The sequence below is a fragment of the Persicobacter sp. CCB-QB2 genome, from assembly GCF_001274635.1.
Classification (GTDB): domain Bacteria; phylum Bacteroidota; class Bacteroidia; order Cytophagales; family Cyclobacteriaceae; genus Persicobacter; species Persicobacter diffluens.
Map to the genome: position 1 here is coordinate 3,662,339 of NZ_LBGV01000001.1, position 18,241 is coordinate 3,680,579.

Sequence of the window (18,241 nt, forward strand, 5' to 3'; positions counted from 1 at the left end):
TACAAAGCTAAAACAAAAATTCAGAGTTCAATGCCCAAATTTTACCTATTTCCAGCCTGTAAGGCGCCTACAACAATAATAACAACCCTTGTTATATTTTTTATCCCTTTATGGCTTTTTGGGGCACAATTAGAGGTTGAAAGCGGTTTTTATGCCGATGGTATAAAAATAGGATTGGCTTTTTCACCTCCGGGTGGCCATTTGGAGAAAACTTGGAAAGCGTGCGCGGAGACGATTAATGGTGGGTGGTCCAATGAAGTACTATTTGGTGGAAGAAGTGCTGATTTTGGGGGTAATACTTCAACATTAGGAATAAATATTACTTCGGAGTCCGGGGATATTGATGTGACCAAAGTTTATGTATGGAAGGGAAGAAGTTGGGTGATATTTCCCCAGGCGATGATTTTTGAAAATCCTGAAATTTGGTATAAGGGAGAATTGGTCTCTGGCCGGCTCATTAATTCAAGACAATTATACTTTGATCTGGAATTGGATACATCCGCAGTAATTGAATGGAGAGGGATTCATGATGCACTTGGAGGGCCGTTTGGGGCGCATCATGAAATGGAATTTTTGTTCTTAAGGAATCATTATGAAGTATTGGACGGGAATCGGTTTCGGTATTTTTGGCTTCAGGAGTGGGAAAATGTATTTTCTAATGATTCAAGACTTATTCTTCAGCATTTTGGAAGGCATACCGATTTCTATTTTCGGGAAGCATTAGCCAAATCGGAAGAAAGGGTGTTTGATTTGGCTTTTGTAAAACACGGAGATACGCTATCCTTACCAGATTTTTCAATTATTCGGGATGAGAAAAGGCCACTCGTTAGAGAGGTAGTATGTTTGGATGAGCATCTATTGCTTGTCAAGTTTTCTGAGCCCATACAGTTGCCGGCTCATTTTTCCGCCTTTGCCCTGAAGGAAAATACTGTACTGCATATAGAGAAAGAGCGTAGTGATCAGCTTCTGGTGAAATTTCAGAATGCTTTCCCCTCGGAAGATCCTCAAGTATTGGAGATCAGAAATATTCGGGATCTGGCGGGTAATACGCTTTATGGAACCAAGAAAGTGGACTTTGTATTTGATTTTTTGCCGCCCAATTTGATTCAGTTGAATTGGATTCAACAAGATTCTGTCCATTTGGTATTTCATGAGGCCGTTACGGAGTTTAAGGTCGAGGGCAAATCTCTGATTTTTCCGGAATACCCTTCTATGGTTGGGATGGAGGTGGGCCCAGATAGCAGGATTAGTTATTTGGCAGTAGATGGAAAAGGAAACCAAAGGGTTCAGACAATAGATTTGCAACCATCAGTTTACGGGGCTTTTCATTTTCTATCATCCTCTAGGGGGATAGTTCCCATTTTCGAGGATACTTCTGAGGTAAATATTCAAACCATTCCTCCGTTTCAGTCCATTCGAAAAGATGAAGGTGAGCTTGTTTTGGATTTTAATACACCCTTTACTTCCGGTGACTCGATTCATATTTTTTACGGAGCAGATCTTGAATTTGTACATATTTTCGAAGAAGGAGTAAAGGAAGTGGTGCGGAAAGATTTAGGACTGGTTGAATTAGTGTTTGATAAAGCGGTTCAGGCTAAGGGCGAGTACTATGCCAATGGTATGCTTGTGAAAAAATTGCTATTCAATTTGGAGCAAGATGCTTTATCTCTTTTGCTGGAGGATGAATTTTGGCTTAAAGATAGCCTTTATTTTAGATTTGAGAATGAAAAAACGGTTTCGGGCTTTCTTCTGCCCAGCTTTGAAAGGACGCTGTACATGGATCAGACTCCTCCGGAGGTAGACTCCCTATATTGGCAAAACAGCAACTCCTTCACCATTGCTTTTACGGAATCTATTGAAGATCCTACAGACTTGATGGAGTCATTTGTGATTGCGGACCAGCCCGCAACTGGTTGGGAATGGCAAGAAAATACCTTGACCATCCATATAAAGGAAGAAGTCATTCAGGATTCTTTAACCCTAATCTTACCTCCATTTTCAGATTTGAATGGTAATCTCTTAACGATAGGGGAGATGGTGATTCCCGCTCCGATAAGGATAGCAAAACATGCCGTACTCATCAATGAAGTGATGGCTGATCCGCTGGATGGGCCGGAGTTTGTTGAATTGTATAATGCCTCAGACCAGGAGGTTCCCTTACATTTTATGAGCTTGGAAGATGATCGCGGCCGGATGAACCTTCCCTACGGTTTTTTGGCTCCTCATCATTATTATTTACTGGATGATTTAATGGGAATCAGTTTAAATAATACGGAGGACCGGTTGAGTTTATCTTCCAACGGTATTGATATCCACAAGATGTGGTATGAGGAGGCGCTGTTTGGCTTGGAAAAAGGCCACTCTCTGGAATTGGTGGATCAGGATATGGCGTGTAAGGTGGTGGGGAATTGGAAAAATTCCGACGCAGAAGGAGGAAGTCCCGGAGAGGAGAATAGTCAAAAGGGAAAACTGGTAGAGGGTTCCGTACTGCCGAAAATCGTGAAGATTTGGGCTTGGGAGCGCTTTATTCAGGTGTTTTTTAATCAGGAAATTGATTCAGTAAGCATTGAATGGCCTAAGAACATGATGCTAGCATCCACCTTTAAAGGACCTCATTTTTGGCGATTTGATTTTGAAGAAGAATTGGCGCCGGGGCAAAAATTGCTTTTGATACAACGCTATCTTTCGGCATGTGATTTTGAGGACAGCAATCCTCGGGAGCTTTATGTACAGTTGGCCAAGCCGCCGGAAGCGGGAGATATTCAGGTGAATGAAGTGTTATTTGACCCCTATCCAGAGATGGAGGATTTTATCGAGCTGAAAAATTTCCGAAACTGTCCTTTGGTGTTGCATGATTGTTATTGGCGAAACGAAAGTTCCGCTCTCCTTTCTGAGGATCCATTGATTTTGGAGGCAGGAGAAGTACTTGCCCTTACGGAGGATAGTTCTGCTTTACATTCGGTCTACCCGTCTATGGAAAAGGAGAACGTTTTTGTCGTGAATGCACTTCCTTCTTTGCCCAATGATGGCGCAAGTTTTCGCTTAGAAAATAATGCAGGAGTGCTACTTGATGAATGTATTATTGATGCGGGTAGTCATCATCCAATTTTAAATGAGGTGGAAGGAGTTTCTTTATTAAGAGTGGGCCGGGATGGATTGAATAAAAGCGCTTGGGTTTCCTGTTCTGAGCAAGTTGGATTTGCTTCCCCCGGTTTGGATCATGGTGGCTGGGAAAAAACGGGAACCTCCGTGGAGGTGGAGGCCGTTCCGGAATTGTTGGAGGTGGGTAGCCAATGGGGGCGGAATGAAATGCGAATTCGACTGAAATCTGCCCAACTGCCTTCCAAAGCAGACATTGCAGTATTTGATTTTTATGGCCGTAAGGTGATTGATTTGGCTTCGAACTACGTTTTGGCGCCGGATAATGAGTTTGTTTGGTATGGGCAGCAGGAAAACGGAAATTTTTTGCCTGCTGGTCACTATTTAATTTGGGTGGAAGTTACGGCTGCAGAGCAAAAAAGTTCTGTTACCAAATTGACGGTAGCCATTGTATATGAATGATTTAGGGCTGAAATTTACATTATTTTCAAAAAATTAATCGCTACCACCAGTAGTTCTGCTGTAAGGAATTTTACTTCTGATAAATATTTCAAAGCTGGTATATTTTGAAATATTATTTCATTTAATTTTATTTGCCCAAATTTAATTTCAAGATAATGTTGAATTAATGAAGAATGATGAAATTTAAGCACATTTGGGGATCAAAAATGAAGAATTTTTCGTCTATAATGGTGCAGACTAAATTTTATGGTGGATGTTAAGCATTCACCTTATTCAATTAATAAAATTAAACTATTAAGTAAAATTTTATCATTTGTGGACGGAAATGAAGATGTAATTTTTATTTTTGTCTTACTTTTTAAACTCAATGAATATTTCCACAGAATATTTACCCGTTATGGCAGAACAGCAAAACCAGTCGCAATTAAGGTACTCTAAAGAGGATTTGGCAGAGTTTGAAGCTTTGATCCTGAAAAAGATCGGCCGCGCCACCAACGAGTTGAATTTTATTAAAGAGACTCTTGGGAAATCAAACCACAGTGGTACCGAAAACTCCATAGGTAATATTAAACCTTTGGAAGATAGTGCGGATGTTCAGGAGAAAGAAAACCTCCAGGAATTGGCCGTACGTCAACAGAAATTTTTAAATAATCTTCAAAAGGCTTTAATTCGTATCAAAAATGGTACGTACGGGGTATGTGTAGATACAGGGAAGCTCATCCCAAAAGATCGTCTACGTGCAGTGCCTCATACGACGCAGACCATTGAAGCGAAATTGAAAAGAGCCTAAATTGGAATTATTAGCAACTTACGTTGAAGCATTAATTTTCTGTGCCGAAGAACCTGTTACCGTCAAAGTATTAGGCAGGTGCCTGTCTGATAAATTTGGTGCAGAAATACCTGAAGAAGACATTATTAAAGCGATATCCGCCCTTGAAGAAAAATACGACAAGGGGGATTTCGCTTTTTTTATTAATAAATCTTCAGGAGGTTATCAGTTTTTGACCAAACCAGTTTATCAATCACTGGTTACCCTTTTATTACAACAAAAGGCCAAGAAAAAATTATCTACTTCGGCCATGGAAACCTTATCCATTATTGCCTATAAGCAGCCCATCACTAAAATGCAAATGGAGCAAATACGTGGAGTGAGCTGCGATTATGCCGTACAGAAATTATTGGAGAAAGGATTGATAGAAATAAAAGGAAAATCGGAGAGTTTGGGTCGACCTTTGCTATATGGAACCACCGAGCAGTTTATGGAATATTTCGGGATTAATCACCTGAAGGAACTGCCCACCCCTACAGACTTCCGAAAGGAGGATAATATCATTGGAGAAATGGGGGAGGATTAGGAGAAATTCAGTAAATTCGCGACTTATTTAAAATTTAAGAGCTCTGATTAAGGGTAGCTGTTATGACAAAAGCAAGACGAAGTAATTCAGGAAGGCGATATTCAGGTGGGGGGAAATCTGGTTCAGGACGTCCCGGAGCTGGGAAAACTTCCCATAAGAAAAAATTTGATCGTTCTCGATCTGCAGAGCATAAGCCGGAATCGGATGAAAAAATTGCAAAGAAACAGCGCTCATTAAAGGAGATTTATAAAGACCGTCAGGCTGCCAGTGAGTCGACCAATACGCCAAATTATAACTTTCGTAAGATGAAAGAATTGGCGAAAAAGAAAGCGGCCAAATCCGGAGGGGAAGAAGGTGCTCCCCAGTCTTATGCGGTTCGTTTGAATAAATTTATTGCCAATGCCGGAGTTTGTAGTCGTCGAGAGGCAGACCGTCTGATTTCCGAAGGGGAGATTTCCGTAAATGGTAAGGTGGTTCGTGAGATGGGCTATAAGGTGGAGCCAAAAGACAAGGTGAGCTGGCAAGGAAAACTTTTGAGTCGTGAGAAATCGGTTTATGTACTATTGAACAAGCCAAAAGATTTCCTGACCACCACGGATGATCCGAAAAACAGAAAAACGGTGATGGAATTGGTGAAGAAGGCCGCAGGAGAGCGTATCTATCCTGTTGGGCGTTTGGACCGCATGACTACCGGTCTGTTACTTTTGACCAATGATGGCGAGCTGGCAGAGAAATTAGCGCACCCTTCTAATAATGTCAGAAAGATTTACCAGGTAGAGCTGGACAAACCCATTACGGAGGAGGATTTTGCGAAAATTCAAAATACCATTGAGTTGGAAGATGGGCCGGTGCCGGTGGATGATTTGGTAATTTTGTCATCAGATGCTAAAAGCCTGGGTATTGAAATTCACCTTGGGCGAAATAGAATTGTCCGCAGAACTTTTGAGCATTTGGGCTATGAGGTGGTGAAGCTGGACCGTGTAGTTTATGCCGGTTTGGATAAAAAAGACCTGCCAAGAGGAAAATGGCGCTACCTATCAGAAAAAGAACTCATTCATTTGAAATATTTCCTTTAAAATAAAAAAAGCCTTCTCTGTTAATTCAGGGAAGGCTTTTTTTTGACCCGAATGATACAAGCTCACCCCACTTGTTCGGGTTAAAAATCAATAAAATAAAACACAAAGAACTGATTATCCTTTATCGTGGTTTATCGAATGTAGCGGTGCATAATTCGATTTCACGCACCCATTAAACTTGTCCTACCACGATTTCCAATAAGTCATCCGCCTGCCAATATTTGGCGGCAATCGCTTGTAGTTCCTCAGGAGTACAATGATTGAGGGTATTCAGATAATGGTCGTAATAGTTATAATCCTGTTGGAAAAGGTAAATACTTTTAAATTTCTCTAATAGTGCAAATGGCGTATTCAGGGAGGACAAAAATTGCCCCATGATGTAGTTTTGAACGATTTCCAACTCATCCTGTGGTACCGGTTCCTCAATAAGTTTTTGAATTTCTTTTTTGATCTCTCTTAAGGCATCCATGGTGTTTTCCCCTTTCACTTCCGCTCCAATGGCCCAATATCCATGCTGTTGGAAAGAGTAAAGGACAGAGTGAATACCATAGGTATAGCCTTTTTCCTCCCGGATATTTTTCATTAGTCGGGAACCAAAATACCCTCCCAGAATTTCGTTTATAATACTAAGCTTAGGGTGATCTTCATGTTTTTTGGTGAAAATCGGGCGGCCTATTCGAATCGCCGATTGCAGGCTTCCTTCTTTATGAATATGTTGGGGAGCATATTGGGGTTGAATTTGGAGAAGATCTGGCTTAACAAGCATATTGGTTTCAACCGCATCTTGTCCGAAATATTGATTCAATAGTGAAAAAATAGCATCATCAACATCACCACAAAGCAGTATTTCAAACTGATTCTCTATATGTTTTTTATAAAAGGCATGACATTCTTCCCGGTTGATTTTTGCAATATCCTCGATTTGGAGCACCTTACCATAAGGGTGACTTTCGCCAAAAAGGGCATTTCTAAAGGAGCGTGCAGCCAAAAAAGCATTCTTCTCTAAATTTACTTTAAGGTTCTGAATTCGCTGGCTTTTTAAATTCTCCAATTCTTTTTCAGGAAAACTGGCCTCTCCCATGATTTCCTTTAATATGGGAAGTAGTAAAGGAATATGCTTTTTCAGGCAAAATAAACTGACTGCGCTGTTATCTGTCCCCCCGGTGATGTCCAGTTGAGCGCCATAATGCTCAATAGTGCTTGATATTTCTTTGGCACTTTTGGAAGAAGTTCCCTCGGCCAGCATTTTATAAGCAAAAGAACTTACGCCCTTCACCTCTTCATTCACCTGTCCAGATCGAAATAGCAATTCTATTTTAACCACCGGTTGGGCATCAGAGATGATGTAGTGCATTTTTCTCCCATTGTCCAGGGTGGAGGTTTTTACTTTTCCGATGTTAAAGGTATCAATCCGTTGGAATTTGGGCGGGATGGATCTGTCAAGCATAGTTAGCATATAAAGAAAGGACGATGAAATTGCTTCCATCGTCCTGTATCATAGAATCTTTTTTTTATTAATCTCTTACTGAAGTGGTACTTTCCTCTCCAAATTGGAAACTTAAAGTAAATCGGATGGTCTCAGCCAATGGATTCTCTCTGGTAAATGGAACCAAATAAGCGACATCCAGTCCGAATACATTGTAATAAAAGCCTAAACCTAAAGTCATATAGGTACGATCTCCCTTTTCAGGATCTTCGTATTGGTAACCCAGGCGGGCAGCAAAAAGCTCTTTATACCAATATTCCATACTGGCTTGAAGTTTGACTTCCTGAATCTCTTCCCCAAAACCATTTGGAGCATCTCCAAAGGAGGAGAACATTCCATTGATTACTGATTTGTCCTGATTGTTAATTTTATTGCCATCCTCATCATATGTAGGAGTAGGTACCATTAACTTATTAAACTCTAAGCCAAAGCACAGTTTGTTGTATGGGTCTAAATTAAAGGAATAAACAGAACCAAGTCTTAGGTTAGCTGGAAGAAATTGTTGTTCGGCTTCCCCCAGATAGGTCATTTTTGCACCGATGTTGGAGATTACTGCTCCAAAAGACAATTCGCTTTTCTTCAGGCTTCTTTTGAATTTTTTATTGTAATAGTAACCAATATCTGCGGCTACTGATTGGGCTGGCTGAATATCTCCATTCACGGCTGAGGCGCCCAGGTTGGAGCGGATATATTTCAGGTTCACCCCAATACCCGAGGACTCGGACAGCATTCTGGAATACCCCACCTGAATGTTATAATCTCTGGGGCGGCCCTGGGGTAAGTTGGTTTGACCATTCTCATCTACAAATTCGATGGTTCCCATATTAAAATAGGTCAATGAAACCGAGATAAGCTGTTCTCGAGTTAATTTGTAATAACCACTCAAATAAGAAATGGACATGTCATTGGTGATCTTACCCAGCCAGGGTGTATAGGAAAGGGAGGCAGCAAAATCATTTTCGATAAAAGCATATTTTCCCGGGTTCCAGTATGCTGAAGCTAAATCTGCGGAAGTAGCAGCTCCCATGTCACCTAAACCTGCCGAACGAGCATCCGGGGAAATTAACATGAAGGGAACGGCTGTTTGAATAACACCACCACCTTGTTGCCCGGAGGCATTTGGCCCTCCAGGACCAATATTTTGGGCAAACACGGTTGTTGGAGAAAAAGCCAGTGCGATTAAAAAGCTAAAAATATAATTGAGTTTCTTCATTGGTTCAAAATAGGTTTTAAACAGTGGGTACAGTTGAACAAATTTGCAGTGAATACAAGGTAATGATTTTTATGGTATATATATCAATCTGTTCAAACTTTCAGATTTACCTTTTTCATTTAGATTTTCCACAGAAAGTTTAAACAAATACATACCTGAGGCGAGCTGTCCGGCACTTTCAGCAGGTTTCCAGCTTTCCATTTCTACTACTGAAGATGCGCGATCAAAGCTTTCTGAAATGGTGTAAATCAATTGCCCCTGGGTGTTATAAATTTGAACTTTTGCCACCAAAGGATCTCCCGGAGTGTTATGCTCAAACCTGAAAACGGTACTTTCTCTAACTGGGTTAGGGAAATTGAATACATTTCTTAATGTAAGTTTATCCTGCTCTGTTACTAAAAATGTAATTACTTTTTCCGATGCATTGTTAAAATTATCCCAGGCTTTTACACGAATTTGATGTTCTCCATCTGTTAGTCCGGAAAAAGGATAGTTGATCCAGCCGGTTTGGTAGTCATCTACTGCGGATTGGTAATACTTGTTTAGTGGGATTTGCGCACCATTATCCAGTTGGGTAAAAGGGTTTTGCCCGATATTGTTTGGAGAAATGGAAATGCCGGTTTCTGCGGTTAACTTTCCCAAAAGATCAAAAGCGGAGGGCGTTAAACTTCCTTCCACAAACAGCGTGTCATTGATGAATAGTTCTATCTGTGGTCCCAGTTCTGACTCTACCGGATTGTCAGATGTTCCTCCAATTGTTATACGGTCTTCTCCGCCCAGGGCCGGCTTACCTTCCTCATTGGAGTAAGCAAAAGTCTGGATTATGGCTCGGCCTTTTTGGTAATCGATGTTTTTGGGTACGACAAATTCAATGGAAAACGCTCCATTTTCTACAGTGGCCTGCCCATTGAATAGTAGGTTTTCATAGACGTCGTAGCTCATTACATCATCCCGAAAACCTAAGGTTTGATTCTGTAAAGGCTTGTCATAAACCTTCACTTCCACAATCCCATTAAAAGAAGGATCCATATTTCCGGAAGCGAGATTGACTTGTCCGTCCATTTGAATGAAGTCCATTGCCGCCAGGTTGGGCTGCTCCGAAGGTGCTTTACCATTAATACTCAGGATTTCCACCTGTGGGCTTCCGCAAATCAGCCGCATAGAAGGATCTCCCAAAAGGGCAAAATTTCGATTGACAGCACCTGCCAGCGCATTGTTTTTGGTGTCTTTGAAAATATCTCCTAGTCTTCTGAATTGCCCTCCTTCTTCTCTTAGGAAAAGCGCATTATGAAAAGCCCTGTTTAATTCCTGATTGGTAGAGGCAAAAACCTTACGGGTAGTTGTTACCAAACCAATAGCTCCTCCATTTGGATTTTTTAGTAATAATTCCGCCCCACTTTCCAGTTGTGGATGATCATACACCCCATAGTCACAGGTGGCGGTAATCACCAGGGGAAGCTTTTCATAATTTTGAAGATTATTCACCATGGCCCGGGTCAGGATGTTTTCATCCGCCCATTGTTCAAAACTTCCATGCCCCTGGTAACTAATGGTTAAGGCTCCCTCTTCAAAAGCACCGATGATGGCCGCTTCCGTTACCTGAGATTTTCCAATATTTCCCGGATCTCTGGGGGCGGCATCTAGGTATATTTTTTCAGGTCTGAATGCCGGATGATCTTTGTGGATGATTTGGGCGATCTCATCGGTTTGTTTTTGGTGTATGTTGCCATCACCATCATCTGCCACATAAACCATCCTGGACTGCCAGTCCTGAGGCGGCAGGCTTTCATACCGAATAAGCTTATCCACCACTACCTGAGCTTCTTCGGCAGTTTGTACGGGTAAACGACCGATACCAATTTCCAGGCTATGATCTCCTGCCCGGCTTTCTTCCCAAAAACCTTCGTTCTCCTCTAAAAACCCAAAGTAGTCATCCGAGGAGTGAGAGTAAATGGGATGAGTGGAATTCCGGCTTTCATAAACCGGGACAAAATTGGTGTTATTCGTGACCCGATCCAGATAATCAAATGAACAGTCGCCAAAAAGTAAAAGATATTTTAATTGTTGATTGCCGGCCTCATAAAGAAAACGCATATAGTTTCTGACGGCAGAGATGTCCTGACTAGCCATGGAAAATTGGGAGAATACATCCTCAATATTGACCACCTTTACATGGAGACCCTGGCTTTGATTTCGGTAAGTAGCCAATTCCTGCGCCTGAGTCATGAAATTAGGATGGCTAACAATGACCATATCCACAGCCGGATTTGATCTTATATTGGCTGCATTAAAGGATCCGATGATTTCTGGAGTTAGTCCATTATCAGGATTAAAAGCAATATATCTTCCCGCTCCCGCAGTTTGAGAACCAAAGGTGGTGTTCCCGTTGGCAAACTGACTCGACTGAAGGCTGGCGTTAGCAAAATCCGTTACCTCCCATACCTTGGTGTTGGCATTGGTGCCGGAGATTTGAAATCGTTTTTCGTCCTGTCCTGCAGCCCTTGTCTGCCGAAACACCGTTTGTCCATTAAAAAGTTTTAGGCTTCTTTCTGCATTAACCACGACAGCATCTAAATTTCCATAATGACGAAATGGTTCTGCATTAGTACTGAATCGGATGTCAAAATTGAGGCTGGTGGCAGCAGGGTCAATGACCAGTACAGAGGGGTTTTCAAATATTTCAGAGGCCCATTTACCTCTTTCAGCATAGTCTGCATTGGAAACCCCTGAGATGCTCATGCTCCCTAATTTAGTGTTATTGAGCGAAACAGCCACTTCGGCTGTCCCATAGGAGGAGTTCAGGGCGCGAAGATTAACCTTTAAGCTTCCATCGGTGGACAGATCACTAATTTCAAAATTTACCCTCTGGCTGCCCCCATTCTCAAAACGTTCCCCATACCAGAATCTACCTGACTGCCCTAATATATTGTAAATCTCTTCTTCGAAAGCCATCACCTCGGTGAAGGTGGTATAGAGTGTGCCGGTATTGATGGCTGGCGCTGTGGTGATTCTTTTTCCCAGGCCTTCGGTTTTTATATGGAAAAAGACAAAAGCCTCCCGGCTGTACAAGTTTTTTTCAAAATCAATAAAACCGGCCTCTTCATTGAAGAAATAACGATCCGGCCCTTCAGCATAGAAGTAAACAGCATCATTGGTGTCAAACTTACCGTCAGCCTCCCCATCTACCCAAATGGCCAGTTCCGGCAATTGGTGAACTTCATTCAGGGCATTTTTCTGGGGAAGCATACCGCCTTCACGTCCGTAAATAGCGATTTTTCTGGGATCAATATCAGCAGGATTTAAGCCCATTTCCTGCAGGCTGCTGGCAGTGATTTTAAATACTCCGGCCTGATTGACTTTCAGTTTCACCCAGGTGCCCTGACTCAAGTCCGGATTTGAAGCTGCTGCAAAAGCGGATTTGCACACTAGCAATAGGGCCATGAGCCCTAAGAAAAAATAGGAATATGAACGGTGGGAATTCGACATAAAAAACAGCAAAGGTGGCGATTAGGAACGATAAGCTCTTACAAAGGAAATTAGGATATACAACAAAATAATAAAAGGGATCGAGGCGACATTCAGTATAAAAATGGAGGCTGCCGCCAGGATAATAAAGGAGTAAATTAACTCATTCCCTTTCCATCCATAAGTTTTGAACTTTAAGGCGAACATCGGGATTTCCGAGGTGAGCAATAGGGAAAAGGCGAAATTCAATCCCAAAAGTAAATAAGGATTCAATAACCAGTTTTCCGCTCCTAAAATATTATGAGCCAGCATAAAAGGCAGAGCACTCGCGAAAATGGCATTTGCCGGAGTGGGTAAACCGATAAAGGAGGTCGTCTGGCGATCGTCTACATTGAACTTGGCTAGTCGCAATGCGGAGAATGCCGCCATGATAAAGGCAAAATAGGGTACATATTCCGGTAGCTCGCATTGCCCTAAAAGCTGGAAATAAAGCACAGCCGGCAGAACGCCAAAAGTGACCATATCGGCCAGAGAGTCCAATTCTCCCCCAATAGGTGAAAATTGTTTAAGAAGTCGGGCCGTAAAACCATCAAAAAAGTCGAAAATAGCTCCTGACCATATCATGCCGGCCGCCCAAAGCAAATTTCCCTGAAAGGCCAGCACAATGCCGACACAGCCTGAAAGTAAATTCAGGCAGGTAAGCGTATTTGGAATATTGAAAATTTTCAATTTGCTAGCATTATCTGACATATGGATTTTCTCTTTTTTCTTCTCCTACAGAAGTGGCAGGGCCGTGTCCAGGATGGATTACCGTTTCCTCTGGTAAGGCATACATCACTTCTTTGATGGACTTTGCCAGGATATCGAAATCTCCTCCCGGTAAATCTGTTCTACCAATACTTCGTCTGAAAAGTACATCACCGGCAATAATATTGCCACTTTCAGCATGATAAAAAGCCACATGCCCGGGAGCATGGCCCGGAACAAAAAGTACTTTCAAGGCCGTATTTCCAAAAGTGAAAGTTGCTCCCTCTTTTAATTCCTCATCAGCGGTAGTAGGCTCATAAGCCGGAAATCCCCACATGGAGGCGTAATTTTCTACTGCAGCCAGCGTGGGGTTATCAGCAGGGTGTAGGTGCAGTTTTACCTTAAAGGTATTTTTGACAAAAGCATTGCCCAATACATGGTCCACATGGGCGTGGGTGTTCAAAAGGGCCACCACTTTCAGTTGTTCGCCATCAATATAAGCCTGTAGCTCCTGACGTTCTTCATGGGTATAGCAACCTGGGTCAATAATCACGGCTTCCTTGGTTTCGTCATGAAGCACATAGGTGTTTTCAGAAAAAGCGTTAAAGGGAAAAACTTTTATTTGCATATTCTTAATATTTTAGCCCTAAATTTCTCGATTAATCTGCAAAAACCATAATCCTAAACCATTTACTATGCAAGCCTACGATTATATTATTATAGGTCAGGGTATCGCCGGTACCGTCATCAGTCATCAATTGCGAGAAGCAGGGAAGACGGTTCTGGTCATCAATCAAACCAATGCCAATGCTTCCTCCAGAGTGGCGGCAGGCATTATTAACCCGATTACGGGGCGTAAAATGTCATTGACCTGGCGGGCACACGATCTATTTCCCTATTTGTGGGATTTCTACAGTCAACTGGAAAAGCAATTAGGCATTAAAGCCTTACACCTGCAGGAAATATACCGCCCCTTCCTTGAGGTGGTAGAACAAAATGACTGGATGGGCAAAAGCGCTGAAGATAATTTTAAGCCTTTTGTGAATTCGGTGCATGCACCGGCAGAGGAGGGAATTCATGCTCCCTATGATGGATTGGCCCTTAATCAGGCGGGCTGGCTGGATCTTAACTTACTGTTGGATACTTACCGTGATGCATTAGGAGTCCACTACCGCGAAGCGGCTTTTCGGGAGGAGGATTTAATGCTGACAGCCGAGGGAGTCGAATATGAAGGTGTAAAAGCCAAGGGAATTATTTACGCCCAAGGATATGCGGTGGGGGAAAGTAAGTACTGGGAGGGACTCCCTTTCAGACCAGTGAAGGGAGAAGTGTTGACCATTGAACTGGATCGTGACTTTGAGCGAATTTACAATCGGGGGGTGTTTGCCCTGCCATTGGGTAATCATCGATATCGAGTAGGGGCAACTTATGATAATCATAATTTGAATTACGAGGTTACCGAGCAGGCCAGAAAAACCCTTTTGGAAAAGCTGGAAGGTTTGGTGAAGCTGAGTCCCAAGGTGGTGGATCAGCGGGCGGGAATTCGCCCAGCCACCAAGGACCGAAGACCATTTATAGGGCAGCACCCTGATTATCCACAAATTTTTCTCTTTGGCGGGCTTGGCACCAAAGGGGTTTCCCTAGCGCCTTTTTTTGGAGAACAGCTGAAGAATCTATTACTAAAAGGGACTAAAATAGAGCCGGAAGTGGATATCTATCGGTTTTTTTAAGATATTAAAGTCGAAATTTCCCCTGCTGACTGGGTTTTCTTCAGGGGGAAATTTTCTTTTTTTCATTTTTATTGATTGTCAAGCAAATACCTTGGAACGTATAGCGGAAACATTCGTAGAAAAAATTATGTATTAGGGAAACTTAGGTGCTAAAGGAGTCGATGGGCATGGGCAGTGGATTGCCCCTAATAAATCTCTAAATATTATTGCCGGTTGGGGAGGACTATCTCCACTTTTGCTAATAACCTACTGAACACCTATGCTCCAACGCTTATTACTATTAGGTATACTATTTCTATTTTGCCTCACCCCTTTTTTCCGGGTTTCTGCACAGGCTTTACGTGATGAATTTGGTCAAAACCGAATTCAGTATCAGGTGAAAGACTGGAAATACTACAGCACAGATAATTTCGATATTTATTATTATGAAGGCGGACAGCAATTTGCCAAGTTAGGCATTGAATACCTCGAGGAAGAGTTTGACCGCATGACCGACCTTATCGGTTATTCCCCTTATTCCAAGGTTAAAATTTTTCTCTACAATTCAGAGGAGGAATTAGGGCAAAGCAATGTAGGGCTTAGTGGAAATTACTACTCGATTGGAGGGCAAACCAATTTCACTAAATCTCATGTGGAATTAGCCTACCCGGGCACCATGTCCCTGTATCGCGAAACGCTTTTATTTCATGTCGCCAAGCTTTTAGTGGAGGACATGATGTTCGGCGGATCTTTGGCGGATATGTTTCAGAGTACCTATTTGTTGAATTTACCCACCTGGTTTGTCACCGGTGCATCAGCTTATATTGCCGAGGGTTGGTCGGTGGAAATGGATGATTTCGTTCGGGAGTTAATCATTTCTGAAGATTTTAGAAGGGTAAACAGCTATTCCGGGGAGGAAGCGCAGCTTCTGGGGCAATCCATCTGGAATTTTATTGTGCAGCGATACGGAAGAGCCAATTTATCCAATATTCTGAACTTAACGCGCATCATTCATAATGAGGAACGTTCCATTGTGAGCACCCTCGGGATTTCTTATCCGGAATTTATTTCAGAGTGGCAACGTTTTTACAAGGACATGTCAGCCAATATAGGCAACTCTTACCAAATGCCACAGGATCAGTTTCTGCTGTTTGATAAAAATAAAAAGGGACGTGCCTATGGTAAAATGCGCATTAGTCCGGACGGTACCCGTATTGCTTATGCGGTGGATAACTCCGGTAAGTTCAGTGTGGAGGTAGAAGAGATTGCCAGTGGAAAGGTAAAAACAATTATTAAGGCAGGTTATAAAGAAGTCAACCACAGGCCGGGAGAATATTTACCACTGATCAGCTGGAAGGATGATAATACGCTGGGAATCATTTACCGGAAAAAGGAGCAAAGTTATTTGCAGATGTATGAATTTTCTTCCAAATCCTTTTTAGAACGCCCCTTGGGTCGGGTGAATAATATTACTTCTTTTGATATTAAAAGAGATAGTAATGTCGGGATCATTGCTGCAGATCGAAAAGGTAGAAATGGTTTATTCTTAGTTTCCCTGAAACGTTTTACTACCAGGTTATTGACTAAGGATATTTTTGATGACATTGAGCCTCGCTTTATTCCTAATACCAATACGGTAGTTTTTGCATCTAACCGTATATCAGACACTCTTGGTGTGAAGGATAATAAACTTAAGGATTTACCAGAAACCTATAATATTTTCCTTTATAATCTGGATACGACCAGAACGGTCCTAACACGGGTTACCAATAATATTGGCTATAATATTAAACCAGTGCCTGTTGATGAACAGTACTTCTATTATTTGAGTAATCAGCAGGGTATATATAATCTTTATCGGTATGATCTTGAAAACCGCTTGTATCAGCAGGTAAGTAATTACGCAGTAAGTATTCGGGATTATGATATTGGCCCGGATAACGCTATGGTGTATACGGCCCGTAAGTCGGATAAGGATTTTATCTATTATGAGCCTAATGCGCCATTGAACAGAAGTATTTTTACACTTGCCACTGGCAGAAGACAACTTCTAAATGCGAAGGCGGTCAAAGACCGAATGGAGAAAAGAAAAAAGCAGGCTTTGCAGGATTCCCTGGAAAGGGTGGAAAATGAGTTGCGTAAATTTAATGAAACCCTTCGTTCTCCGGGTTCTTTATTTTTGGATTCCATAGCCAATACCATTGGAAAAGATTTTGATCAGCCTCCATTAAAGGATTTAGACCCGGAAGGGCTGGCTACGGAAAGTCTGATTTCTGATGATCCTAATTTGGTAAACACGGATAATTATCAGTTTTCTTCTACGAAAACGCCGGCAAATAAGAAAAGAGAATCTTTCCTTACACGCTACAGACTCATGCGCCGAGACTCCCAGGTCATGGGGCCGGATGATTATGAGACCTACTTTAGGATGAATAATTTGGTGACCTCATTTGTAATTGACCCCTTGATGGGCTTTGGTATTCAGATGGAAGCCGAAATGACCGACTTATTGGAGGATCATCGCTTTTATGGGGGATTTGTAATGGCGACTGATTTCCGTTCCGGAACTTTCTTTGGAGAATATGAATACCTTAAAGGCTTTTTGGATTACCGGATTCGTTATGACCGTAGGGTGTTAAACATGACCACGCAGCAGTTTGAGGAGCAGCAATATAAAATGAATAAGTTGGAAGCTTCCGTTTCCCTGCCGGTGAGTATTAGTTCCAGAGTTTCTTTAACCCCTATGCTGACGCATACCGTCTGGGTGGATAAGAATATTGATAATTTGGTAAATCCACCTATTAATCCTGTAGGAAATCCCGAAGGATTGTATTCTGGTATCAAAGGGCAGTATGTTTTTGATAATACCACCAGTCAGGGCTTGAATTTGAGGACGGGCTTTCGAGCCAATGCCGGAATAGAATATCAATTCGCTACCATGGGTGATTTGGAGAGTTTCGGGAAGTTGTCCATGGATATCCGACATTATTTGCCTATTCACAAAGAAATTGTGGTGGCGACCAGATTGTATTATGGCCGGTTTTTCGGGGATGGCGCTAAGCAGTTCTTATTAGGTGGCGTAAACAATTGGCTGTTTAATCAAACGGAAAATGATGGGCAGAGCGCTGAGCCGGGAGATCCACTGTACTTTGAAAATGATTTTAATAATTCTGATATTCTTTTTGCGGAGTATGTAACCGATTTGCGCGGATTTAATTACAATACGTTTAGTGGAACAAATGCCTTATTGGGAAATATTGAATTAAGGGTGCCCTTGATTCGTTATTTGTCCCGCGAACCGATATCTTCCAATTTCTTGAGAAATCTCCAGTTTGTTGGCTTCTTTGATATTGGTTCTGCCTGGACCGGTCCCTCCGCTTTTGCCCGCGAAAATAATATCAATACTGATGTAATAGAGGGCGGGCCTTTTGTGGCCAGAATTAATAACTTTAAAAACCCCTGGCTTTACAGTTACGGTGTGGGCATGAGAGCGCCGCTGCTGGGTTTCTTTACCCGACTGGATCTGGCCTGGGCCACCGAGGATTACGAACGTAAACGTCCGAGGTTGTCCATCTCCATTGGATACGATTTCTAAAAAATAGCACAAAAAAAACGCCGATCAGGATTTC

At 42.1% G+C, this 18,241-nt stretch carries 11 protein-coding genes; 6 read left to right on the top strand and 5 right to left on the bottom strand.

The window, feature by feature from the left end:
- Nucleotides 1-30 precede the first annotated feature (30 nt).
- The 4 genes from NG22_RS16295 to NG22_RS16310 all read left to right on the top strand — a co-directional run bounded on the left by NG22_RS16295 (nucleotide 31) and on the right by NG22_RS16310 (nucleotide 5,992).
- Nucleotides 31-3,561, top strand: coding sequence for a hypothetical protein (locus NG22_RS16295; RefSeq protein WP_053406678.1), 3,531 nt, complete (start codon nucleotides 31-33; stop codon nucleotides 3,559-3,561).
- A 397-nt stretch (nucleotides 3,562-3,958) separates the two neighbouring features.
- A complete protein-coding gene (locus tag NG22_RS16300) occupies nucleotides 3,959-4,351 on the top strand; it encodes a TraR/DksA C4-type zinc finger protein (protein WP_053406998.1) in 393 nt (130 codons plus the stop codon).
- A 1-nt stretch (nucleotide 4,352) separates the two neighbouring features.
- Entirely contained in the window at nucleotides 4,353-4,916 is a 564-nt protein-coding gene (gene scpB / locus NG22_RS16305) for an SMC-Scp complex subunit ScpB (protein ID WP_053406679.1), read from the top strand.
- A 62-nt stretch (nucleotides 4,917-4,978) separates the two neighbouring features.
- Complete coding sequence (locus tag NG22_RS16310) at nucleotides 4,979-5,992, top strand: pseudouridine synthase (RefSeq protein WP_082305112.1); 1,014 nt, start codon at nucleotides 4,979-4,981, stop codon at nucleotides 5,990-5,992.
- A gap of 172 nt (nucleotides 5,993-6,164) precedes the next feature.
- Here the strand turns inward: NG22_RS16310 and NG22_RS16315 are convergent, their stop codons facing one another.
- The 5 genes from NG22_RS16315 to NG22_RS16335 all read right to left on the bottom strand — a co-directional run bounded on the left by NG22_RS16315 (nucleotide 6,165) and on the right by NG22_RS16335 (nucleotide 13,531).
- Nucleotides 6,165-7,439, bottom strand: a complete 1,275-nt coding sequence (locus tag NG22_RS16315; protein WP_053406680.1) for a pitrilysin family protein — start codon at nucleotides 7,437-7,439, stop codon at nucleotides 6,165-6,167.
- 67 nt (nucleotides 7,440-7,506) lie between these two features.
- Nucleotides 7,507-8,691: a type IX secretion system outer membrane channel protein PorV gene (gene porV / locus NG22_RS16320; protein WP_072159139.1), complete on the bottom strand. Its 1,185-nt coding sequence runs from the start codon at nucleotides 8,689-8,691 to the stop codon at nucleotides 7,507-7,509.
- A gap of 69 nt (nucleotides 8,692-8,760) precedes the next feature.
- Nucleotides 8,761-12,132, bottom strand: coding sequence for a type IX secretion system sortase PorU (porU, locus tag NG22_RS16325; RefSeq protein ID WP_053406681.1), 3,372 nt, complete (start codon nucleotides 12,130-12,132; stop codon nucleotides 8,761-8,763).
- 66 nt (nucleotides 12,133-12,198) lie between these two features.
- On the bottom strand, nucleotides 12,199-12,906 hold the full coding sequence (gene pssA, locus NG22_RS16330; protein WP_157601172.1) for a CDP-diacylglycerol--serine O-phosphatidyltransferase: 708 nt from the start codon (nucleotides 12,904-12,906) through the stop codon (nucleotides 12,199-12,201).
- Nucleotides 12,896-13,531, bottom strand: a complete 636-nt coding sequence (locus NG22_RS16335; protein ID WP_053406682.1) for an MBL fold metallo-hydrolase — start codon at nucleotides 13,529-13,531, stop codon at nucleotides 12,896-12,898. Before NG22_RS16335 ends, pssA begins: the two co-directional genes overlap by 11 nt.
- Nucleotides 13,532-13,598: 67 nt before the next feature.
- Between NG22_RS16335 and NG22_RS16340 the strand changes: the two genes are divergently transcribed.
- The gene (locus NG22_RS16340) at nucleotides 13,599-14,633 is read left to right on the top strand and encodes an FAD-binding oxidoreductase (RefSeq protein ID WP_053406683.1); all 1,035 of its coding nucleotides are present in this window, start codon (nucleotides 13,599-13,601) and stop codon (nucleotides 14,631-14,633) included.
- Between the two features lie 259 nt (nucleotides 14,634-14,892).
- Nucleotides 14,893-18,207 (top strand): hypothetical protein, encoded by a 3,315-nt coding sequence (locus tag NG22_RS16345; protein ID WP_053406684.1) that lies wholly within the window; start codon nucleotides 14,893-14,895, stop codon nucleotides 18,205-18,207.
- Nucleotides 18,208-18,241: the final 34 nt, after the last annotated feature.

Coding starts and splice junctions, on each gene's coding strand:
- NG22_RS16295 (WP_053406678.1), top strand. CDS start 31: ATGCCCAAATTTTACCTATTTCCAGCCTGTAAGGCGCCTACAACAATA.
- NG22_RS16300 (WP_053406998.1), top strand. CDS start 3,959: ATGGCAGAACAGCAAAACCAGTCGCAATTAAGGTACTCTAAAGAGGAT.
- NG22_RS16310 (WP_082305112.1), top strand. CDS start 4,979: ATGACAAAAGCAAGACGAAGTAATTCAGGAAGGCGATATTCAGGTGGG.
- NG22_RS16315 (WP_053406680.1), bottom strand. CDS start 7,439: ATGCTTGACAGATCCATCCCGCCCAAATTCCAACGGATTGATACCTTT.
- porV (WP_072159139.1), bottom strand. CDS start 8,691: ATGAAGAAACTCAATTATATTTTTAGCTTTTTAATCGCACTGGCTTTT.
- porU (WP_053406681.1), bottom strand. CDS start 12,132: ATGGCCCTATTGCTAGTGTGCAAATCCGCTTTTGCAGCAGCTTCAAAT.
- pssA (WP_157601172.1), bottom strand. CDS start 12,906: ATGTCAGATAATGCTAGCAAATTGAAAATTTTCAATATTCCAAATACG.
- NG22_RS16335 (WP_053406682.1), bottom strand. CDS start 13,531: ATGCAAATAAAAGTTTTTCCCTTTAACGCTTTTTCTGAAAACACCTAT.
- NG22_RS16340 (WP_053406683.1), top strand. CDS start 13,599: ATGCAAGCCTACGATTATATTATTATAGGTCAGGGTATCGCCGGTACC.
- NG22_RS16345 (WP_053406684.1), top strand. CDS start 14,893: ATGCTCCAACGCTTATTACTATTAGGTATACTATTTCTATTTTGCCTC.